The organism is Egibacteraceae bacterium (assembly GCA_035540635.1).
GTDB lineage: Bacteria > Actinomycetota > Nitriliruptoria > Euzebyales > Egibacteraceae > DATLGH01.
This window is the reverse complement of sequence record DATLGH010000067.1, coordinates 1-20,932: the sequence shown is the minus strand read 5'-3', so window position 1 is coordinate 20,932 and position 20,932 is coordinate 1. Positions and strand designations below refer to the sequence as shown.

Genomic DNA, 20,932 nt, shown 5'->3' with positions numbered 1-20,932 from the left:
TTTCAGGGTTGTCCGTCCGGCTCCCGCGACAGGTGGTCGAGCACCCGTGTGGTGACGCGGATGATCGTCTCGAGCTCGTCGTCGGCGACGAGGTCGAGGAAGAGGCGCCGTACCGTGGCGACGTGACCGGGGGCGGCGGCCTCGATCGCCTCGCGACCTTGTGCGGTGACGGCGACGAAGTAGCCGCGGCGGTCGGTCGGGCAGGCCTGTTTGTCGACCAGCCCCCGGTCGAGCATCCGCTTGAGGTGGTGGCTCAACCGGGTCTTGTCCCAGCCCAGGGTGCGGGCGAGCTCGAACGCGCGCAGGCGGCCGTCGGGATAGTCGGTCAGCGCGACGAGGACGACGAAGTCCTGCAGCGACAGCGACGACTCTGCGGCCAGCTGCCGGGACAGCGCGGCCTCCAGCCGCATCTGCATGGCCTGCAGGCCGCGCCAGGCGGTCGCCTCGCGCTCGTTGAGCCACTGGACCTGCTGCATGATCCAAGCGTACCCGCTGGTTGACATCTCAACTATGGTGGTAGATACTTCAACAAAGCGCGGGAGCGGTTCCGGGGAGCGTCGGCTGTCGTTGCCCGCGTGTGCGGCGCGTCGCGTCACCGCCTTGTTCATCGCGACCTCAGGGCAACGATGCTCCGGCGTGGTCAGCGGCGGCTATAGCGGCGTCCGCTACAGACTGCGGAGGACCGCCACGACCTTGCCGAGGATCGCCGCGTCCTGCTCCTCGGTGAGGGGGATGGGGTCGTAGCCCTCGTTCGCGGGGTCGAGGAAGACCTTGCCGGCGCGGGTACGCCGGAAGAACTTCGCCGTTGCCTCGCCGTCGATGAGCGCCGCGCACATCTCGCCCTGCTCGACCGTCGGCTGCTGGCGGACGACGATGAGGTCGCCGGGCAGCACGCCGGCCTGGACCATGGACTCTCCCCGAACGCGCAGGATGAACAACGTGCCTTCGCCGACGAGGTCGCGGGGCAGCGGGTAGAGCTCCTCGACCTGCTCGTCCGCGAGGATCGGCGCACCCGCGGCGATCTCTCCCACGACCGGGACGTGGCGCACGGGCGCGTGCGCGGGCATCGACTGCTCAGACTCCGGGTCGAAGCGCACCTCGATCGCGCGGGGGCGCGTGGGGTCGCGACGCAGGTAGCCGAGGCGCTCGAGGGTGCCGAGCTGATAGTGGACGCTCGACGCCGACCGCAGCCCCACGGCCTCGCCGATCTCGCGCACGCTGGGCGGATAGCCGCGGGTCTCGACCGCCTCGCGGATGACGTCGAGGACGCGCTGCTGGCGGGGGGTGAGGGACGTGGCCACGGTCGCTCCTTCGGCGAAGTCTCGTGCTGCGGGGCTTGCGCTAGCGATGCGGGGCGAACAAAAGTTCGATCCGGTCGTTGACAGACGAACATCTGTTCGGCATAGTCTACTCGAACGACCGTTCTGGTCAAGCACCCGACGCCGGAGCCTCGGACCGGCCTCAGGGGCCGCCGCGAGGAGCCGGCCCAGGCACACCACGCCAAGCCACGACAGGAGGAGCACGATGGTCGCCGTCGCACGCGAGCTCGACGTCCCGGTCCTGCCGCCGGTGCGGTCAGTGGCGGCGCCGAGGCGCGTCGCCGGGCCCTCCCGTGCCCGCTCCGCGCACGTGCCGGGCGGTCGAGGTCGGCCGGCGCCGACGGTGCGCTACCGGCGCGGTCGGCTGGCGGCGGCCGTCGTCATCGGGATAGTGGTGGCCGCGGCGCTGGCGGGTGCGGCAGCCTTCGTCGTGGGCGGCGGAGCGTCGCAGGAGGGGCGTCCGTCGCCGCCGCTCGCCGAGCCCGTGACCGTCGTCGTCGGGCCCGGGGACACCGTGTGGGACCTCGTCGACGCGCACGCGCCGGCGGGTGCCGACCGCACCGCCTACGCCGCCGAGGTGGCCGCCAGAAACGGCGTGGACCCGCGGGCCCTCATCCCCGGGATGGTCCTGCGACTGCCGGCAGGAGAGAAGTAGACGAGTCCCCTCAGCCCGGATCGTCGGCTCGTGGGTTCATGGCGGCGAGCTCGCGGGCGAAGTCCTCGGGGGAGGTAAAGCCCTTGTACACGCTCGCGAACCGCACGGCGGCGACGGGGTCGAGCTGGCGCAGGGCCTCGAGCACCTCCTCGCCGACGGCCTCGCTCGCGACCTCCCGGGTGCGAAGGGACAGGAGCCGGGCCTCGACGCGGGCGACGGCCCGGTCGAGTGCCGCGTCGTCAACGGGGAGGTTCTTCGTCGCCTTCGCCATGCCGGCCGCGACCTTGCGGCGGTCGAACGCCTCCAGCGCACCGTTGCGCTTGCGGACCGACACGCTGAGCTGCTCGGCGCGCTCGTACGTGGAGAAGCGCTGCGTGCACGCCCGGCACTCGCGCCGGCGACGCACCGCCGCGCCCTCCTCGGTCGCTCGCGAGTCGATCACGCGGTCGTCGTCGATGCCGCAGTAGGGACAGCGCATGTCGCGTCTCCAAGTTTTTTGGTGTGGATTCCCCGACGGCTCCCCGGGGCTCCACCAAGGGTTGTCCACGGGCCTGTACACAGTCTGTGGATCGTCGTCCACCGGCTTCGTCGGCACCGTCCACAGGCCCTCCACCGGCCTGGGAAGTCCCTCCCCAGACCGGGGAGAACCCCGCGCCTTGTCCACATGGCCTGCGTGACGGGAAGCCAGGACAGCGCTCGAGCCGGGTGCTACGGTGCCGCGACCTGGCCGGCCGCGCAATCGAGCCAACCACAAGATATAGTGTATGGCACGGAAAGTCAGGTCCGCATCTAGCGTTTGGCTGCATGTCACCTCCTTGACGTCCCGCCCTCGGCATGCAAGTCTCACCGCCGTACTTACACCCATGGGATTTCGCGGTCCCGGCGAAGAGGGAGCAACATGGTAACCACGCACGCGCAGCTCCGGGCGGTGCCCTCCGGTCACGGCATGGGCCTGAAGATCGACCGCTTCTTCACCAACGAGGGCACGCATCCCTACGACGAGATCGACTGGGAGCTGCGCGACGCGGTCATCAAGGACTGGAAGACCGGCGCGGTCGCCTTCGAGCAGCGCGACGTGGAGTTCCCGAAGTCCTGGTCGATGAACGCGACGACGATCGTGGCGCAGAAGTACTTCCGGGGACCGCTCGGCTCGCCGGAGCGTGAGCGCAGCGTGCGCCAGATGATCGACCGCGTCGCCGACCGGATCACCGGGTGGGGGCGCAAGGACGGCTACTTCGCCGACGACGGCTCCGCACGGGTGTTCAACGAGGAGCTGAAGTCGATCCTCGTCACCCAGCGCGCCGCGTTCAACTCCCCGGTGTGGTTCAACGTCGGCGTGCCGGGACGCAACCAGCAATGCTCGGCGTGCTACATCCTGTCGGTCGACGACACGATGAGTTCGATCCTGAACTGGTACACCGAGGAAGGGCTGATCTTCAAGGGCGGGTCCGGGGCCGGTGTGAACCTGTCGCGCATCCGCTCGTCGCAGGAGCACCTCGCCGGTGGCGGCGAGGCCTCGGGACCGGTCAGCTTCATGCGCGGGGCTGACGCCTCGGCCGGCACGATCAAGTCAGGGGGTACGACGAGGAGAGCGGCGAAGATGGTGATCCTCAACGTCGACCACCCCGACATCGAGGAGTTCATCTGGTGCAAGTGCCGCGAGGAGTCCAAAGCGCGTGCGCTGGCAGCCGCTGGCTTCGACATGGACCTCGACGGCAAGGACGCCGGCTCCATCCAGTACCAGAACGCCAACAACTCGGTGCGCGTCACCGACGAGTTCATGCGTGCCGTCGAGGCCGACGCCGACTTCGAGCTGAAGGCCGTCACCACCGGCGAGACCGTCAAGACCGTCAAGGCCCGCGCGCTCATGCGCCAGATAGCGCAGGCGGCCTGGGAGTGCGCCGACCCGGGCGTGCAGTACGACACGACCATCAACGACTGGCACACCACACCCAACGCGGGGCGGATCAACGGCTCCAACCCGTGCAGCGAGTACATGCACCTGGACAACTCCGCGTGCAACCTCGCGAGCCTGAACCTGCGCAAGTTCGAGACCGATGGCGTCTTCGACGTCGAGGCGTTCAAGCGGGCCGTGGAGATCGTGTTCACCGCCCAGGAGATCATGGTCGGCAACTCCAGCTACCCGACCGAGAACATTACCGAGAACGCGCGGCGCTACCGCCAGCTGGGTCTGGGCTACGCCAACCTCGGTGGGCTGCTGATGAGCCAGGGTCTGGCCTACGACTCCGACGAGGGACGGGCGTGGGCGTCGACGATCACCGCGCTCATGACCGGTCACGCCTACCGGACGTCGGCGGAGCTGGCCAAGGTGCAGGGCCCGTTCGAGGGCTACGCGGCCGACCGCGACGGCATGTTGCGGGTCATCGCCAAGCACAAGGACGCCGCCAACGCCATAGACACCCGCTTGGCCCCTGCCAACATCCTCGCCGCCGCGAAGGAGTCGTGGGGCGATGCGTTGGCCCTTGGCACCGAGCATGGGATTCGCAACGCCCAGGCCAGCGTCCTCGCACCCACCGGCTGCCTGGTCGGCGGCTCGCTCGTCGCGACGGAGCGCGGCCTGGTCCGTCTCTCGTCGCTCGGCGAGCCGGGTGGTGACCGGTGGCAGGATCTCGACATCGACGTCGCCACCGACGACGGTCCCCGCCAGGCTACGAAGTTCTACGTCAACGGGCTCGAATCGGTGGTGACCGTCGACACTGCTCGTGGGTACCGCATCCAGGGCACGCCTCGGCACCGCATCAAGGTCGTCGGCTCCGACGGTCAGTGGCAGTGGAAGCGGTTCAGCGAGATCACCGAGGGTGACCGCGTGCCCCTGGCCCTCGATCAGCTCGTCGGCTGGCCCCAGCGCGTCCCCTTGCCGCCGCTCGCGGAGGCCTCGGGGAGAGGGCGAGCCGCAGGCTCGCCGGGGGGCGGGGATCTGGACTGGACAGGGGAGCACCACGCCGAGGTCCCCAGGACGATGACGCCTGAGCTCGCGGAGTTCGTCGGCTATTTCATGGGTGACGGGTCGCTGCACTCCCGGGGCGTCCGGTTGTGCGTGGCGGCCGAGGACTTCGATGTCATCGAGCACCTGTCGCAGCTGGGCAAGGAGCTGTTCAACCTCGAAGCGCATGTCTCCCAGCAGACCGGCTACACGGAGGTCGCGTTCCACTCGGTGCGCCTTGTGCACTGGTGGGAGGCCTGCGGGTTCGCCAAGCACTCACCGGCCGACGGCCACGTCGGCAAGGGCTGGCACCCCCACATTCCCGAGGCGGTGCTGTACAGCAACGACGCCGCGGTCTACACGAGCTTTCTCCGCGGTCTGTACGAGGCTGACGGGACGGTCACCCTCGGCTACCCGCGCTGGTCGACGACGTCCTATGCGTTCAGCCGCGACGTCCAGTCGCTCCTGCTCGCCCTCGGCTACCCCACCACCCGCAAGAACGACCGCACGGGGTGGGGCGACTCGGAGCTCGCTGTCCTGCGGCTGCTGAACCTCGGCTACAACGAGGCGTGGCTTGCCGACATCGGGTTCATCAGCGGGCGCAAGAACGCGCTGGTCAACTGCACCAGGACGCAGCAGTCGTCGCGCAAGGACTACATCCCGCTCACCCGCGCGATGGTGGAGCAGCTCGCCCCCGACCACGATCGTCTGCGCAGCAACCTGCTGCAGGGCGTCCAGCGCGGTCGGGTCAGCCGCACCCTGGCCACCGAGCTCTACGAGCGCACCGGTGACGAGGAGCTCGGCCACCTGCTCACGTTCTTCTACGACACCGTCGCGTCGGCGGAGCTGGGGGAGGACGAGTTCACCTATGACCTTTCGGTGCCCGACAACGTGACCTACCTCGCCAACGGCTTCGTGAGCCACAACACCATCGGCCTGCTGATGGACTGCGACACTACCGGGATCGAGCCCGACCTCGGCCTGGTGAAAATGAAGAAGCTCGTCGGCGGGGGGACGATGCGCATCGTCAACCAGACCGTGCCGGCTGCCCTGGCCAAGCTCGGCTACCAGCCCGAGCAGGTCGAGGCGATCGTCGCCTACATCGACGAACACGCCACCATTGAAGGCGCGCCGGCGTTCCGCGACGAGCACCTGCCGGTCTTCGACTGCGCCATGGGGGAGCGGTCGATCGCCCCGGGCGGACACATCCGCATGATGGCGGCGGCCCAGCCATGGATTTCTGGCGCAATCTCGAAGTGCGTCACCGGTGAGACGCTGCTGCCCACCGAGGACGGCCTCATCCGCATCGCGAGCCTGCACCGGGGAGAGGAAGCCGACAGCTTCCGTCCAGAGGTGCGCGAGGTCGCGTCCCTCGGCGGTGGCCAGAAAACCGATGCCTTCTACTTCGGTGGCCAGCGCGACGTGCGCCGCCTGACGCTGCGCTCGGGGCATGCCGTGACCGGGACGGAGAACCACCGCGTCATGGTGGCCACCGAGGTCGGCCCCTTCTGGCGCTACCTCGACGAGGTGCAGCCGGGGGAATACGTCGCCGTGCAGTACGGCGCCGAACGGTGGTCACAGATGCCGGTGCGCTTCGACGACTTCGCACCCGGTCCCGCCTACGGCAGCCAGAAGCCCATCGCGGTCCCCGACGAGATGACCGAGGAGCTCGCGTTCCTCCTCGGCGCCTACGCCGCGGAGGGGCACACGGCGTGCTCCACCTGGACGATCTCCATCACCAACACGGCCCCGAGCGTGCTCGAGCGCCTGAAGGCCGCGTGGGAGAGCGAGCTCGGCCTGCCGGCGAAGATCGTGCCGGGCCATGGCCACCGGTGCCCCAGCGTGATGGTGTCTTCCAAGCGGGCCGTGGAGTTCCTTGACTACCTCGGCTGCGGCCGGCGTGCCTCAGCCAAGCGGATCCCCGACGCGATCCTGCGCTCGCCACGGCACATGGTGCTGGCCTTCCTCCAGGGGCTGTTCCTGGACGCGTACGCCTCGGTGACGCAGATGCCCAAGCTCGCGATCTGCCTCGACGCGCCCCAGCTGCTCGACGACTTCCAGGCCGTGCTCACGAACCTCGGTGTCGTCCACGGCCGCATCAGCAAGCACGACGCGGAGTACGACAAGACCTACGACGAGGTGTACGCCGTCGGCGGGCACGCCGGTCGGCTCGCTCGCCTGGTGCCCTTCACGGAGCCGGAGAAGGCGGCGCGTGCTGCCCGGCTGCCGGTGGAGCCGTCCGCCCACGCGACCGCCGACGTCGTGCCCGGCATCAGCGGGCGTGAGCTGTACGAGCTGATCCCCAGGGGACGTCCAGGAAGCAAGGCGAAGGGCACCGGTCGGCATCGCTGGCGGTTCCTCCGCGACCAGCGCACCCGGCACGTCACGCGGCACACACTGGAGCGGCTCGCGGCCGAGCCCGGTGTCACGCTGCCGGCGTGGCTGCAGTCCGTCCTCGACGACGGGTTGCACTTCAGCCCCGTCGAGTCGATCGAGGACGCTGGCAAGCGTGACGTCTACGACATCTCCGTGCCGGCCACCCACGCGTTCGTGGGCAACGGCATCGTCAACCACAACACCGTGAACCTGCCCGAGTCCGCGACCGTGGCCGACGTCGAGGGCATCTACGTCGCGGGGTGGAAGCTCGGGCTGAAGGCGCTGGCGATCTACCGCGACAACTGCAAGGTCGCGCAGCCCCTGGCGATCGACAAGAGGAAGTCCGAGCCGGCGTCCACGACCGAGGAGGCCGCGGCGCACGGGATGGTGCGCCGGCGGCTGCCGAAGCAGCGGCCGAGCCAGACGATCTCGTTCCAGGTCGGCGACGCCGAGGGCTACCTGACGGCGGGGGAGTACCCCGGCGACGGGCTCGGGGAGATCTTCGTCAAGCTCGGCAAGCAGGGCTCGACCCTGTCGGGGGTGATGGACGCGTTCGCGATCAGCGTGAGCCTGGGGCTGCAGTACGGCGTGCCCCTCGAGGCGTACGTGCGCAAGTTCACGAACATGCGCTTCGAGCCGGCCGGCATGACCGACGACCCGGAGGTGAAGTTCACCAGCTCGATCGTCGACTACATCTTCCGGCGCCTCGCGATCGAGTACCTGCCGACCGACAAGCGACACGAGCTCAACATCTACACCAGGGAGGAGCGCAACGCGGCGCTCAACGCCGGCTACCCCTCGGCGGACGCGGGCAACGACACGCCCACCGTCGACGCCGAGGGCCAGACGGTCCTGCCGGTCGAGCGCCCCGTCCCCGTCGACGACCTCTACGGCGACGCGCCGATGTGCTTCACCTGCGGCATCAAGATGCAGCGCGCCGGCTCCTGCCACGTCTGCGAGTCCTGCGGCACGACGAGCGGGTGCAGCTGAAGGACGGGCCTCAATCGGCCGGCAGGCTCGCCCGCTCCGGGCCGGCGACTGCCGGCTCGACCAGCCGGACAGGGCGAACGGTTTTTCCGCCCGCCGGGTAGCTCGACGGTGGAACGGCGGCCGAGGGATTCCCCTCGTCGCGGTTCACCTGTAGAACCGGGGGAGAGCCCGCCGCAGAGGAGTGCCGTGGACGCAAAGGTTGTCCTCACCGACGCATTCACACGCGTCCGCGACCACACCGAGGCGATCGCCGACGGCCTCGACGCGTCTGCACTCCTCTGGCGCCCCGACCCGGATGCGAACCCGATCGGGTGGCTCCTGTGGCATCTCACCCGCGTGCAGGACGATCACCTTGCCGAGATGGCGGAGCGTGAGCAGGTCTGGCGGGAGGAGGGCTGGCACGCGCGGTTCGGGCTGCAGCCGGGAGACGACGACATCGGCTACGGCCATACGAGCGCACAGGTCGCGCGGGTCCGGCCGGAGTCGGTGGACGCCTGCGTCGGCTACCAGAACGCGGTCGCGGAGCGGACGCTCGGGATACTTGCGGCGCTCGACGACACCGATCTCGCGCGCATCATCGACCGCTCGTTCGATCCGCCCGTGACCGTCGTCGTGCGTCTCGTGAGCGTCATCGGCGACACCATGGCGCACCTCGGGCAGGCCGGCTACGTCCGAGGCCTGTACGAGCGGCGCTGAGGCCCGCGAGGTGTCGGGACCGCGTCACCCCAGGGACGACGTAGTCCCGACACCCCGCGGACGAGCGCGCCGACGGGCACGGATCCTCGGCAGCCCGTACGCCGTCATGGTGCCTCAACGGGAGCCGGCGGTGCGATGGCCGAGCACACGGCGCCGGGGTCGCAGTCCGCCGGATCGATGGCCGCGAGCCGTCGACGAGCGTCCGCAGCGCCGTGCGGGTGCGTTCCAGCTCGCGCAGACGCCGTTCCAGCTCCTCCAGGCGCTGCTCGACGAGATCGGCCGCATGCGCGCACGGGGGATGGCCGCCGTCGCGGACGGCGAGGACCTCACCGATCTGGCGCAGCGTCAGCCCGGCGGCTTGGGCTTGTCCGATGAATGCGACGCGGCCGGCCGCTTCCCGCGTGTAGTCGCGGTAGCCGTTTGCGGCCCGTCGGGGGGAGCGCAAGAGGCCCGCAGCCTCGTAGTAGCGCAGGGTCTTCGTCGTGACGCCGGTGACGTCGGCCAGCTCGCCGATCCGCATGGCAACGCTCCCTTCCGGTGCGGCACTTGACCTTCCCGTGCGCGGGAAGGATTACGGTCGGGTACCTTCCATGAGGAGCGTGCCCGTACGGTGCAGGTGACCATCCTCTACTTCGACGGCTGCCCGCACTGGCGGACGGCGGAAGCTCGGGTCCGCGAAGCGGTCGCGCGGCTCGGCCGGTCCGATGTCGTGATCACCCGACAGCGGGTGCTCACCGGCGAGCAGAGCGACGAACTGCCGTTCCGAGGCTCGCCGACCGTGCTCGTGGACGGGCGCGATCCATTCCCGGCTCCCCCGCTGCCCAGCGGGCTTTCCTGCCGTGTCTGGCTCCCCGACGCAGGGTTCGGGGGGGCGCCCACCGTCGAGCAGCTCATGGAGGTGCTCGACGGCTGACCGGGACGGCGCGTCACACGTCGGGCAGGGCCGCCAGCAGCTGTGCGCGTGTCGGCGCCCCGGTGGGCGGCGGTGGCGACTCCCTGGCGAGGCGTTGTGCCCGGGTGAGGAGCTCCGGGTCGCTCACGCGTCTGGCCACCGCGACCACCGACCGGTGAAGGTTCTGCAGCTGACCCATTGGCACCACCGGCGTGATGGGCTCGGACTGGTCGGAGTGCACCCACGCGACGAGCGTCGTCATGCCAAGCGCCGCGGCCGTGAAGGGCGATTCGTGCCGCAGGACGCGGAGTTCGCGGTCCCATGACGGGATCATCAACGCGAGCGCGAACGTGCGGTTGTCCTCGACGAACACCGAGTAGGCGAGGTAGCCGATCTCTGCCCGTGGGCCGCGAAGGAGTGTGGCGACGGCGGGCATGTCGACGCCGGCACGGAAGCGGTAGTGGCGGCCGTAGTAGACCAGCCCACACGGGGACGTGCGCTCGACGCCGGGAGCGGCGCCCAGCTCGCGCAGCCACCCGCTGACCGGGAGGTCCGCCCGAGCGGTCGACGACGAGGTCGCCCCGCCACGCGCGGCCGTGCGCGGTGCGCACCCCGGTCACGCGCGCGGGGATGCGCCGAGGGTCGGCCTTGCCTACGAGCCCGGCGGCACGGGTGTGCGGCAGCAGCGAGACGTTCGCCTGGTCCTGCGCCGCTCGTCGCAGGGCCATCTCGAACACCGCACGGCGCGCGCAGATCGACACGGGCGCCGTCGGAAGGCGACGGCCCGCCGGCGACGAGCGCGTACTGGTGGTTGTCGATCGCGCCGGGGTCGAGAAGTGCCTGCAGGACTCCGGCGCGTCTTCGAGGAGCCGCTGGTGGGCCAGTCCCAGGAAGGCGTGGGGCTGGCGGAAATGCGCGACGCCCGTGCGCTCCCAGGTGCCGAACGCCTCGTCAGCGTCGGCCGCCGAAGCGCGCCGTCGCGCTCGACGAGCCGCACATCATGCCCGCTCCGCGCGAAGGCGAGGGCGGCCGCCAACCCTGCGATCCAACTTCCTCCGTCGCCGGCCGTGCAAACCGCGGCCGAAGCGCGACGTCTGCCGACCACACGTGCAGAAAAAGGGCGTGGACCGGGGGAGGTGGTGGATGTACCTTGCGTGTCGCCAGGACCCGGGTCGCCACGTGCATCCGAGGTTGGAAAATCGGGGGAAGGACGTTGTGATGGTGAGCAAGTCCCGTGTGACGTTGCTGTTGCTGTTGACGGTCGCGCTCGTGGGAGGGTTGGTGCTCCCCGCCCACGCCGCACGCCCACCGTGGGCAGGCAAGCCCCACGTGGAAACCGAGCCTGTGGTCGATTCTGATCCGCCCACATTCCTCTGCGACGGCCGTGAGTTCTCCTTCTCGGCGGGCGAGGTGACGTTCCGCGAAAAGGAGCAGCGCGGCGGCGGGCATTTGACGATCCAGCTCCGCAACGCCGAGGCAACGGACGGCGAGACGACGTACCGAGCGCAGGGCGGAGGGACGGCGCACTGGCGGGAGAACCCGCAGTTCGAACGCTTCCAGATAAACATCACCTTCGTGGGTCCCCACGGCGATGTCGAGCGCGTTCGCTCGACCTACACCCTGCGTGACGGCGAGGAGTCGCTGGACGAGCGCGGAACCTGCACGCTCGTCTTCTGACGGCAGCGATCGTCAGCCAGCCTTAAAGGCCCTGACGGCACGGGCAGGAGGATGTCCGGTGGTCCCGTTTGCGGCGGGACCGCCGGACATCCCGGGGCCCTTGGCGATGGCTAGGAGCCCTTGCTCTCCCATTTGTTGCACTTCGTCGCCAGCGCGCCGGGGAAGAGGTCCGTGCCGTAGCGTTCGCCGATACGGACGAAGGGCGCGAAGTCGTCGTGGATCACCGGCTTGCCGTCGGGGCCCGGCACGGTGATCTTCTGGACCTTCGAGCCGCCGCCCATGACGTCGCCGTGCTCCTCGGGTGTCATGCCGTAGCACCGCAGGTCGCTGCCCGGGCAGTGCACGTGGTCGAGGCCGATCGCGTGACCGAACTCGTGGGCCGCGGTGGACTGCTCGGACACCATCGGCGGCACGCCGCCACCGCGCGCGTAGGACTCGCGCCTGCTGGTCTTGTAGGCCTCGGCGTCGAGCTTCGCGCTGCGGGCGCCGGTGGCCCTGTCCGTCTCGACGCGGCCGTAGGCGTAGCTCGCGTTGTACAGGGTGATCGGCAGGTGCTCGCCGCCGTCGACGAAGTGCACCACGACGCGCGTCGTGAACGCCTTCGTGCCGAGGACGGGGCATGAGGGCGCCACCGTGCCCTTGCCTGACCAGGTCGACTCGACGGTGGCCTTGAACTCCGTCTTGAACGTCGCGATCTCCTGCTTCGCCGGCGGGTTGGCCTCGACGGGGACGACCTTGGCCTTGAAGATCAGGGTGATCGCGCCGGACACCGGCTCGACGAACGCGTCGAAGCGGCCGTCGAACTCCTTGCCGCCGTAGACCTTGACCTCCGTCGGCGCGCCGACGAAGCGCATGACGTCGCCGATCTGGTCGGCCGGCAGCTCGGCCAGGCGCGCGGCATGGGCGGCGGCGAACGCTGCCCAGCTCCCCTTCGCGCGCACCGCCGCCATCGCGACGACGAGCCGAGGTCCGCCGACCTTCTCGCCCGCTGCGGTGTCGGCGAGCACCGCGGCGTCGAGCGCGGCGAGCGCGGGCAGAAGCGCGAACATGGGTTTGCCCTGGACGTCGGCGAGGCGCTGCTCGTTCTCTGGGCTGCGCTGAACGACCATCCGTTGCACGCCCGTCCGGTCCTCGTCGCGTCCCTCGCAGGAGCAGGAGCCCCCGCCGGCGCACGCGCGCTGGACCCCGGCGGTCGGCGCGAGCAGTGCCGCGACGGCGTTGTTTCCGGCCAGGCGCTGCAGCCTGACCGTGTGAGCGGTGCGGGCGCCGGTCGACAGCCGGCCGAGGACCGACGGCGTCACCGGGGCGTCGCGCTGCTCCCCCCGCTCCCGTGCCGGCGCAGCGGGCGGGCGCATTCGTGAGCCCGAGACCGCTTCTTCGCGCACCGCCGCCCATGTTCACCGCTGCGGCGAAGGCGCGCACGGCCGGCCGCACAGCCTCCTCGGGCAGCGCTTCTGCCTGATGAGGCACGCCCTCGGGTTTGGAGACCCGCAGAGCATTGGCCGACCGGCCCTGACACGCTGGTGTCCTCCATGGGACACTGCCAACGCGGGACGCCCGGCGAGCGCCGGGCGGCGGGGACGTGAGATGGGGGTGGGGCGATGCGTCGCACGGCGCGCGCGGGCCCATGGGACCCCGAGGCGTTCTACCACTGGCTCCAGATGGACGCTCCCGACCCCGCCGGCGGTGGCTTCTGACGCCGAGGCCACGCTCGAAGACGGCCGCCACGCGGTGTACCTGCACGGCATCGAGGTCGACGCGCGCACCCTGACGGTCGACGTCATCCGGTTCCTCACGGGTCAGGCGGCGATCTGGGTCACCGTCACCGACGGACGCATCACCGCGATCGAGGAGCAGTACGTGCCGTAGGGCGCCGCCGGGCCGGCGGCCACGCACCGGTGCTCCAGAGGGCGACGGCGATGAGCGGCGGCTGGAGGAGCACCCGCACCCAACGCGCGACAGGGGTGTCGAGGCCCCCGACGTCGATCCCGGCCACAGCCTGGTGGACGTTGCCGGGGAAGACGAGGACGAGGAAGGCCGCCAGCGCCCACCCGACCGCGCGACGGCGCCGCGGCAGCGCGAGGAGGCCGACACCGAGGACGATCTCCGCCACGCCGGTGACCCACACGATCGTCGGCCCGGCGGGCAACCACGGTGGGATGAGCCTGAGGTAGGCGTCGTGGGCGAGGAAGTGGCCGACGCCGGCCACGATCAACACCAACGCGAGGAGCACGCGCACCGCCGGCGCCCACCTCCGCGATCGCCCCGGTCCGGCGTTGCTCACCCGGCGACGGTACCGGGAGCCGCCGTCGCGCGCAGCGAGCGTCGCGCCGCCCGGGCGTCGGCGCGCCCGCCGCTACGCTGAGGCTCACCGCGGACCAGGAGGGCGGGCAGGTGGACGACAGGGAGTCGGGCGACGGTCGCCTTGCGGCCGGGGGGCACGGGTGACGGCCCGCCTGCGGGGCGCCGTCGACGCGTTCGTCACCGCGCTCGCCCCGGTCGTGCGCGACCTCGCGGAACGCGCGGGCACGAGCGGGGACACCGCGGAGGACGACGTGGTCCTCGACGCCTTCCAGCTCGCCGCCGGGCTCGTGGCCGCCGACGGCATCGTCACCGACGGCGAGGCGCGGGCGCTGCTCGACACGTTCGCCGGCCGTCCGGTCCTGTCGCTGGCGGGACTCACCCCCGCCGACCTGCGCCGTCAGGGGCTCCTCGACACCGCCGCGCAGCGTCTCGAGGTGCCCTCGACGCTGTTCAGCCTCCTGCGTGACGCGGACCTGCGCGCGGGCAACGACGCGGCGCGCCGCTACTACGACCTCGCGATGGACGTGGCGCACGCAACCGTCTCCATCGACGGCTACACCGGCGCTCTCGAGCTGGCGGCGCTCGAGGACCACCGCCGCATGCTCCTCGAGCTCCTGCCGCCCACGCGGGGGGAGTCGCCCGGCGCGGACCCCTCCGACGCCGGCTCAGGCCAGCCCCCCGCGCTCGGGACGGTCGACCCCGGCGAGCCCGAACGCGGTCTCGACGAGCTGCTCGCCGAGCTCGACGGACTCGTCGGGCTCGCCGCGGTGAAGGCCGAGGTACGCACCGTCGCCGACCTCCTGCAGGTCGAACGTCTGCGGCGCGCGCGGGGCCTGCCCGTCGCGGTGCAGAGCCGCCACCTCGTGTTCACCGGAAACCCCGGCACGGGCAAGACGACCGTCGCGCGCCTGCTCGCCGGGATCTACCGGGCCCTCGGCGTCGTCGAGCGCGGTCATCTCGTGGAGACCGACCGTGCCGGGCTCGTGGCCGGCTACGTCGGGCAGACCGCGCAGCGGGTCACCGAGGTGGTCGGCGAGGCCGACGGCGGGGTGCTGCTCATCGACGAGGCCCACGCCCTCGCCCGCGGTGACCAGCGCGACTTCGGCCACGAGGCCATCGACACGCTGGTGAAGCTCATGGAGGACCGCCGGGACCGTCTCGTCGTCGTCGTCGCCGGCTACACCGAGGAGATGGTCGTCTTCCTCGACGCCAACCCTGGCCTGCGTTCGCGCTTCCCCAAGACCATCCACTTCCCCGACTACACGACCGGCGAGCTGCTCGCGATCATCGACGCGCTCGGCGAGCGGCATCACTACCGCCTGTCGCGAGGAGCCCGGGAGAAGGCCCGCAGGCTGCTCGACGGGGCACCGCGCGGCCGCGGGTTCGGCAACGCGCGGCTGGCGCGCAACCTCTTCGAGCAGGCGGTCGCCCGCCAGGCGAGCCGGGTGATCGCCAGGGGCGAGCCCACCGACGCGGAGCTCGTCGCGCTCACCGCCCGGGACCTCCCCGACGAGCTCCCCGGCCACCCCGGCTAGCTGCCGCCGATAGCCTGGGCACGGTGAGGGGATGCCGGTCCGAAGCGGCACGCGGGTGGTGAGCCGGCTGCTCGCCCTGGTCGTCGCGGTCGGGCTCGTCGTAGGCGCCCTGGCCCTGCGCGACCGCGCTGGCCAGGGCGGCCCGGCCGACCAGCGCGCCGGCGGGCCCGGGACCGTCCTCTGCGTGACCGAGCTGCGGACGGTGTGCGATGCGCTCGCCGCGGACGACCTGCGCGTGCGCGTCGAGGACGCGAGCGCGACCCTCGACGCGCTCGCGGCGGGTGACGCACCGGACGTCGACGCCTGGCTCACGCTGCGGCCCTGGCCGCAGATGGCCCGCGACCGTCGAAAGCGGGCCCAGCTCCCGCCGCTGCTCGGTGAGGACAGCACGGCGCTCGGCCACTCGCCGCTCATCCTGGCGATCTGGGAGGAGCGGGCGGATGCGCTGCGCCAGCGGTGCGACCCGGTGGCGTGGGACTGCGTCGGCGAAGTCGCCGGAGACCCGTGGGCGGACCTCGGGGGGGAGGCCGGGTGGGGTCCGGTGAAGCCGGGTCACGCCGACCCCGGCCGCAGCGCCGAGGGGCTGCTCGTCCTCCACCAGGCCACCGGGAGCCGGCTCGGCAGGACCGACTACAGCACCCGCGACCTCGAGGACCCCGGCTTCTTCAGCTGGTTCGCCGCATTCCAGCGGGACCTCACCCAGGCGCCCACCGGCTCGCCGCTCCAGGCGATGGTGCAGTTCGGTCCGGCCCGCTTCGACGTCGTCGGGGCCATCGGCGCAGACCTCGCCTCCCTCAGGGAACGCGCCGCCGCGCGCACCACGCGGCTGCGGGAGGAGGAGGGCGTTCCGCCCGTGGCCGCCGAGGTCGTCGCCGTGCCCGTCGGCACCGCGGCCGGCGTCGCGCAACGGATCACCAGGGACGTGCCCGCCCTGCTCGGGGACGGGCACTGGGAACCGGGCGCCGCCGACGGCCGGGCGGTGCCCTCGCCCGTCGCCCTCGAGGCGCTCCGGGCCCTGTGGACGGAGGTGAGGGGATGAAGCTCCAGCGGTTCCTCGCGACGCTCGGGGTCTTTGCGCTGCTGGTCAGCGCCTGCGGCCTCGGCCCACCGACGGGGGAAGACGACGGCGGCGACGTGGGGCTGGAGGACCCCGGCGACTGCGTTCCCGTCGAGGTGGCGGTCAGCTCGGAGAAGATCGACCTCATCTCCGACCTCGCGCGGGCGTTCAACGGCTCCGACGACGCCGAGGTCGACGGGCGGTGCGTGTTCGTCCGCCCCTACTCGAAGGCCTCAGGAGCGGCCATGGCGCTGCTCGCCGACGGCTGGCCCGACGAGGAGCGGGAAGGTCGCCGCCCCGTGGTCTGGTCCCCGGCGTCGAGCTCGTGGGGGGTGATCCTCAACCAGCTGCGCGCCGATGAGGGACAGCCGCCCATGGCGCCCGAGTCGGCGCCGTTCATGCTCACCCCGCTCGTCATCGCGATGCCCCGGCCAATGGCCGAGGCGCTCGGCTGGCCCGACACCCCCATCGGCTACGCCGACATCCTCGCGCTGTCGCGTGACCCCGAGGGCTGGGGATCGCTCGGGCACCCCGAGTGGGGCCCGTTCCGCCTCGGCAAGACGAACCCGAACTACTCGACGTCGGGCCTGTCTGCGCTCATCGCGCAGTACTACGCGGCGACCGGGAAAGTCCGTGACCTCACGACCGAGGATCTCGCCCGGCCGGAGGTCGTGGCGTTCTCCGAGGGGGTGGAGTCCGCCGTCGTCCACTACGGCGACACGACCTTGACGTTCCTCAACAACCTCGCGCGCAACGACGCGCGCGGCACCGCCCTGACCTACGCCTCGGCGGTCGCGGTCGAGGAGGTCAGCATCGTGAACTACAACCGCGGCAACCCCGACGGCGTCCTCGAACCCGGTGAGCAGCTCGTGCCGCCGCGCGTGCCGCTCGTCGCGGTGTACCCGACGGAGGGCACGCTGTTCAGCGACAACCCGTTCATCATCCTCGACGCGGAATGGGTCAGCGACGAGCAGCGTGCCGCCGCCGAGCGGTTCGAGGAGTACGTCATGCGCCCGGAGAACCAGGCGCGCGTGCTCGAGTTCGGGTTCCGTCCCGGCAACCCGGAGGTGCCGCTCGGCGAACCTTTGACGGCTGAGCTCGGCGTGGACCCCCAGCAGCCGCAGACCACCCTCGCCGTGCCCGACCCGCCGGTCCTGGTCGAGCTGCTGCGCCGCTGGGAGGAGCAGCGCAAGGACGCACGGGTCCTGCTCGCCATCGACGTGTCGGGTTCCATGGGCGACGCGGCCGGCGCGACGGAGGACGGCAGACCCCTCACGAAGCTCGACCTCGCGGTGGCTGCCGCCGGCGACGCGCTCGAGCAGTTCAAGGACACCGACGAGGTTGGCCTGCGGGTCTTCTCGACCGGCCTCGGACCGAACCAGGACCGCGACTACCTCGACCTCGTGCCGATCGCCCCGATCGGCCAGCAGCGCGACGAGCTCCGGCGCCGGATCGAAAGCCTGACCCCCGTGGCTGGCACGCCGCTGTACACCGCCACGCAGGCGTCCTACGAGGACCTGCTCGCGAGCTACGACCCGGAGAAGATCAACGCGGTCGTCGTGCTGTCAGACGGCCGCAACGAGGACCCGCGCAACGAGGATCTGGAGGGCCTGCTCGCCGCGCTGAGCGCGGGCGGGGAGGGTCAGCAGACCCGTCCGGTGCGGATCTTCCCGATCGCCTACGGCGGTGACGCCGACCTCGCGGTGCTCCGGCGCATCGCCGAGGCCACCGACGCCGCGGCCTACGACTCGAGCGATCCCACCGCGATCAACCGCGTCTTCGACGCCGTGATCAGCAACTTCTGACCGCGGCATGAGCTTTCGAGACCGGTTCCTCACCCGGCGGACCGCCGAGGCGATCACCGCGCCGTCGTCGATCATGCTCGGCGGGGCGGGAGCGGCGGCGGCCATCCTCGCCGGGGCACCCGCCGCGGTCGCAGCCGGGGCCGGTGCGGCCGTCTACGCCGGATGGGTGGCACTGCGGATGCCGCGTGCCAAGAGGCGGACCGCCACCGACATAGACCCGCGCCGGCTGGGGGAGCCGTGGCGTTGGTACGTGAAGGAAGCCCTCGACGCGCGTGCCCGGTACGAGCGCTCGCTCGCCGGTGCGGACGCCGGACCCCTGCGCGAGCGCCTGCGGGAGATCGGCGCGCGCGTCGACGACGCGGTGGAGGAGTGCTGGCGCATCGCCAACCGCGGCCAGCAGCTCGAGCGGGCCCTGCGCCAGCTCGTCCCCGAAGCGGAGGTCGCCCGCCGGCTGCGCGGGCTCGCCGACGCGCCGCCCTCCGAGACGAACGAGCGGCTCGCGGCCGCCCTGCACGGCCAGATCGCGACCTACCGGCGTATCAGCGGGGCCGTCGGCGAGGCGCGGGACCGGCTGCAGGTGCTCGAGGCGCGCCTCGACGAGACGGTGGCGCGGGCTGTGGAGCTGGGTCTGCGGGTCGACGACCCCGTGGAGCTCGGGGGCCTCGGCGCGGACGTCGACGCCCTCGTCGTCGAGCTCGAGGCGCTCCGACGCGGTCTCGACGAGACGGCAGGCCAGACCGCGGGAGGTTGAAGGTCCTGACAGCGCCGGCGCCGACGACCTACCATGCGTGCGGCGCCTCCGCCGCGGCGCACCGGTCCACCCTGGAGAGGACACGACATGGGCAAGCTGCTGAGACGGATGTGGCGGTACATGGCCGCTGCGCTCACCGGACGGTTCGAGGAGGTGGCGGACCCCAAGATCCAGATCGAGCAGGCGATCGCCGAGGCACGCGACCAGCACAAGCGCCTCCGTGAGACCGCCGCGAGCGTCATCGCGAACCAGAAGAAGGCCGAGATGGACCTCGACCGGGCGATGACCGAGCTCGAGAAGCTCAACGAGACGACCCAGCAGGCCCTGCTCATGGCGGCGGACGCCGAGGCCCGTGGCGACACGGCCAGAGCCGCCGAGCTCACCTCCACCGCCGAGGCGTTCGCCAACCAGCTCATCGCCAAGGAGGCCGACGTCGAGGGTCTGCGCGAGCTCGTACTGAGCTCGACGGAGGCGGCCGACCGCGCGAAGGCCGCGGTCCAGCAGAACGCGCTGGAGCTGCAACGCCGCCTCGCGGAGCGTCAGAAGCTTCTCAGCCAGCTCGACCAGGCGAAGATGGCCGAGCAGATGAGCGAGGCCATGGAGTCGGTCGGTGCGGCCTTCGGCGAGGACGTGCCGACGCTGAACGAGGTTCGCGACAAGATCGAGACGCGTCTCGCGAAGGCGAAAGGCATGGCCGAGCTCCAGAAGGGTTCCGTGGAGGGACGGATGCGCGAGGTCGAGCTCGCCGTCAACGCGAACCAGGCCCAAGCGCGGCTCAGCGAGATCCGCTCGAAGCTCGGGTTGGAGAGCCCTGTCGAGGCGGCGCCGCAGCAGACCGAGGGCACCACGTGACGTGACCGGCTGTCTAGTCGCCCGTCCGGCCTAGCGAGCGAGCTTGCCCTTCGCCTTGCCCGCCGCCGCCTTCGCGGCCAGCCGGCCTTCCCGCCGCCCGCGGCGCGCGGCCTTCTTCGCCTGCTCGGCGGTGTGCTTCGTTCGCCAACCGAGTCCGGGCCGGCCCTCCGTGTCGACCGCGGCGATGAGCAGCCCGCCGAGCAGGCTCATGTTGTGGAGGAACAGGGTCTGCTGGCGCTCACGCTCGGTCGCATCCTGCTGCTCCCAGAACCGGTGTGTGGTGAACGCCCCCGACACGACGCTCGCGGCGAGCACGAGGGCGGACGTCCGTGGCAGGCGGCCGAGCGCGAGGAGGCCCCCCGCCGCCACCTGCGCACCGCCGTGGACGCGCACGAGCGTCTCCGCGTCCAGCTGCTCGAGGCCGACCTCGTCGGCGATCTTCGGCGCGAGGTCCTTGACGGCTGCGGCCTTCGGACCCGGATGACGGAGCGAGTCGAGGCCGTTGGCGACGAAGGCCGACGCGAGCAGGGGCCTGGCGAGGCGACGGAGCAGGCTCATGCCCTTTCGCTACCCACCGAGGCGGTGGGTCGAATCCTCTCCCCCAGCCGGCCGGGGCGCCGGCCGGCCTCCCGGGACGGCCTCGCCGGCCTAGGAAGACGCAAGTGCGTTCACCGACGGCCCAGGCCGGCTACCCCGGGGCTCCGCCCGGCCGCCCGGGGGAGTCGCCCGGCGCGTTGCCCGGTGGGCTCCCGTGTGGGTTGCCAGGTGGGCTCCCGTGTGGGTTGCCCGGTGGGCTCCCGTGTGGGTTGCCCGTTGGGCTCCCGTGTGGGTTGCCCGGTGGGTTGCCTGGTGGGCTCCCGTGTGGGTTGCCCGGTGGGTTGTCCGGTGGGTTGTCCGGCGGACGCTGTGGGTTGGCCGGCGGGCCCCCTGGCTTGCCGGGAGTCGCAGCGGGCGGCCCGGATGGGTTGGCCGGCGGCTGCCCCGGGGTCGCGCCCGGTGGGGCGGGCTCGGTCGGCGCCGGCTCCGGGGGCGTCTCGGCGGGCGGCGCCTCAGCCGGCGGGCTCTGCGCGGGCGGGCTC

Annotated in this window: 18 protein-coding genes; 11 read left to right on the top strand and 7 right to left on the bottom strand. The window is 71.5% G+C overall.

All coding sequences use genetic code 11. The features are described 5' to 3' along the window. Window positions 1–2 precede the first annotated feature (2 nt). Window positions 3–476 carry a MarR family winged helix-turn-helix transcriptional regulator gene (locus VM324_11215; GenBank protein HVL99849.1) on the bottom strand — a complete coding sequence of 158 codons (474 nt, stop codon included), beginning with the start codon at window positions 474–476 and terminating at the stop codon, window positions 3–5. A gap of 189 nt (window positions 477–665) precedes the next feature. Continuing rightward, window positions 666–1,301 (bottom strand): transcriptional repressor LexA, encoded by a 636-nt coding sequence (gene lexA / locus VM324_11210; GenBank protein HVL99848.1) that lies wholly within the window; start codon window positions 1,299–1,301, stop codon window positions 666–668. Window positions 1,302–1,524: 223 nt separating this feature from the next. On the opposite strand from lexA, the gene VM324_11205 reads away from it, so the two are divergent. Further along, entirely contained in the window at window positions 1,525–1,974 is a 450-nt protein-coding gene (locus VM324_11205; protein HVL99847.1) for a hypothetical protein, read from the top strand. A gap of 10 nt (window positions 1,975–1,984) precedes the next feature. On the opposite strand, the gene nrdR is transcribed toward VM324_11205, so the two are convergent. Continuing rightward, window positions 1,985–2,452 (bottom strand): transcriptional regulator NrdR, encoded by a 468-nt coding sequence (nrdR, locus tag VM324_11200; GenBank protein ID HVL99846.1) that lies wholly within the window; start codon window positions 2,450–2,452, stop codon window positions 1,985–1,987. 420 nt (window positions 2,453–2,872) lie between these two features. Between nrdR and VM324_11195 the strand changes: the two genes are divergently transcribed. From VM324_11195 to VM324_11185, 3 genes are all read left to right on the top strand, one after another. Next, entirely contained in the window at window positions 2,873–8,284 is a 5,412-nt protein-coding gene (locus VM324_11195; protein ID HVL99845.1) for a vitamin B12-dependent ribonucleotide reductase, read from the top strand. Between the two features lie 186 nt (window positions 8,285–8,470). Next, window positions 8,471–8,980, top strand: coding sequence for a DinB family protein (locus VM324_11190; GenBank protein ID HVL99844.1), 510 nt, complete (start codon window positions 8,471–8,473; stop codon window positions 8,978–8,980). A gap of 610 nt (window positions 8,981–9,590) precedes the next feature. After that, window positions 9,591–9,893 carry a hypothetical protein gene (locus VM324_11185; GenBank protein HVL99843.1) on the top strand — a complete coding sequence of 101 codons (303 nt, stop codon included), beginning with the start codon at window positions 9,591–9,593 and terminating at the stop codon, window positions 9,891–9,893. A 13-nt stretch (window positions 9,894–9,906) separates the two neighbouring features. Here the strand turns inward: VM324_11185 and VM324_11180 are convergent, their stop codons facing one another. Continuing rightward, window positions 9,907–10,308 (bottom strand): hypothetical protein, encoded by a 402-nt coding sequence (locus VM324_11180; GenBank protein HVL99842.1) that lies wholly within the window; start codon window positions 10,306–10,308, stop codon window positions 9,907–9,909. 782 nt (window positions 10,309–11,090) lie between these two features. Between VM324_11180 and VM324_11175 the strand changes: the two genes are divergently transcribed. Beyond that, window positions 11,091–11,549, top strand: coding sequence for a hypothetical protein (locus VM324_11175; GenBank protein HVL99841.1), 459 nt, complete (start codon window positions 11,091–11,093; stop codon window positions 11,547–11,549). Between the two features lie 110 nt (window positions 11,550–11,659). Here VM324_11175 and VM324_11170 read toward each other — a convergent pair whose 3' ends face one another. After that, on the bottom strand, window positions 11,660–12,904 hold the full coding sequence (locus tag VM324_11170) for a hypothetical protein (GenBank protein HVL99840.1): 1,245 nt from the start codon (window positions 12,902–12,904) through the stop codon (window positions 11,660–11,662). A 331-nt stretch (window positions 12,905–13,235) separates the two neighbouring features. On the opposite strand from VM324_11170, the gene VM324_11165 reads away from it, so the two are divergent. Continuing rightward, on the top strand, window positions 13,236–13,418 hold the full coding sequence (locus tag VM324_11165; protein HVL99839.1) for a hypothetical protein: 183 nt from the start codon (window positions 13,236–13,238) through the stop codon (window positions 13,416–13,418). Here VM324_11165 and VM324_11160 read toward each other — a convergent pair. Further along, window positions 13,387–13,788, bottom strand: coding sequence for a hypothetical protein (locus VM324_11160; protein HVL99838.1), 402 nt, complete (start codon window positions 13,786–13,788; stop codon window positions 13,387–13,389). The two genes, VM324_11165 and VM324_11160, sit on opposite strands and share 32 nt — an antisense overlap. A 205-nt stretch (window positions 13,789–13,993) precedes the next feature. Between VM324_11160 and VM324_11155 the strand changes: the two genes are divergently transcribed. From VM324_11155 to VM324_11135, 5 genes are all read left to right on the top strand, one after another. Next, a complete protein-coding gene (locus tag VM324_11155) occupies window positions 13,994–15,388 on the top strand; it encodes an AAA family ATPase (protein HVL99837.1) in 1,395 nt (464 codons plus the stop codon). Between the two features lie 31 nt (window positions 15,389–15,419). Further along, complete coding sequence (locus VM324_11150) at window positions 15,420–16,427, top strand: hypothetical protein (protein HVL99836.1); 1,008 nt, start codon at window positions 15,420–15,422, stop codon at window positions 16,425–16,427. Continuing rightward, window positions 16,424–18,250 (top strand): extracellular solute-binding protein, encoded by a 1,827-nt coding sequence (locus VM324_11145; protein HVL99835.1) that lies wholly within the window; start codon window positions 16,424–16,426, stop codon window positions 18,248–18,250. The genes VM324_11150 and VM324_11145 overlap by 4 nt, the downstream gene beginning before the upstream one ends. A 7-nt stretch (window positions 18,251–18,257) precedes the next feature. Continuing rightward, window positions 18,258–19,001 carry a hypothetical protein gene (locus VM324_11140; GenBank protein ID HVL99834.1) on the top strand — a complete coding sequence of 248 codons (744 nt, stop codon included), beginning with the start codon at window positions 18,258–18,260 and terminating at the stop codon, window positions 18,999–19,001. An 87-nt stretch (window positions 19,002–19,088) separates the two neighbouring features. Beyond that, on the top strand, window positions 19,089–19,853 hold the full coding sequence (locus VM324_11135) for a PspA/IM30 family protein (GenBank protein ID HVL99833.1): 765 nt from the start codon (window positions 19,089–19,091) through the stop codon (window positions 19,851–19,853). 30 nt (window positions 19,854–19,883) lie between these two features. On the opposite strand, the gene VM324_11130 is transcribed toward VM324_11135, so the two are convergent. Beyond that, entirely contained in the window at window positions 19,884–20,411 is a 528-nt protein-coding gene (locus tag VM324_11130; GenBank protein ID HVL99832.1) for a DoxX family protein, read from the bottom strand. Window positions 20,412–20,932: the final 521 nt, after the last annotated feature.

Bases quoted from the DNA above. Each gene is read 5' to 3' on its own strand.
- VM324_11140 (HVL99834.1), top strand. From the start codon at position 18,258: ATGAGCTTTCGAGACCGGTTCCTCACCCGGCGGACCGCCGAGGCGATC.
- VM324_11175 (HVL99841.1), top strand. From the start codon at position 11,091: ATGGTGAGCAAGTCCCGTGTGACGTTGCTGTTGCTGTTGACGGTCGCG.
- nrdR (HVL99846.1), bottom strand. From the start codon at position 2,452: ATGCGCTGTCCCTACTGCGGCATCGACGACGACCGCGTGATCGACTCG.
- VM324_11180 (HVL99842.1), bottom strand. From the start codon at position 10,308: ATGCCCGCCGTCGCCACACTCCTTCGCGGCCCACGGGCAGAGATCGGC.
- VM324_11215 (HVL99849.1), bottom strand. From the start codon at position 476: ATGCAGCAGGTCCAGTGGCTCAACGAGCGCGAGGCGACCGCCTGGCGC.
- VM324_11135 (HVL99833.1), top strand. From the start codon at position 19,089: ATGGGCAAGCTGCTGAGACGGATGTGGCGGTACATGGCCGCTGCGCTC.
- VM324_11205 (HVL99847.1), top strand. From the start codon at position 1,525: ATGGTCGCCGTCGCACGCGAGCTCGACGTCCCGGTCCTGCCGCCGGTG.
- VM324_11170 (HVL99840.1), bottom strand. From the start codon at position 12,904: ATGCGCCCGCCCGCTGCGCCGGCACGGGAGCGGGGGGAGCAGCGCGAC.
- VM324_11130 (HVL99832.1), bottom strand. From the start codon at position 20,411: ATGAGCCTGCTCCGTCGCCTCGCCAGGCCCCTGCTCGCGTCGGCCTTC.
- VM324_11150 (HVL99836.1), top strand. From the start codon at position 15,420: ATGCCGGTCCGAAGCGGCACGCGGGTGGTGAGCCGGCTGCTCGCCCTG.
- VM324_11145 (HVL99835.1), top strand. From the start codon at position 16,424: ATGAAGCTCCAGCGGTTCCTCGCGACGCTCGGGGTCTTTGCGCTGCTG.
- VM324_11195 (HVL99845.1), top strand. From the start codon at position 2,873: ATGGTAACCACGCACGCGCAGCTCCGGGCGGTGCCCTCCGGTCACGGC.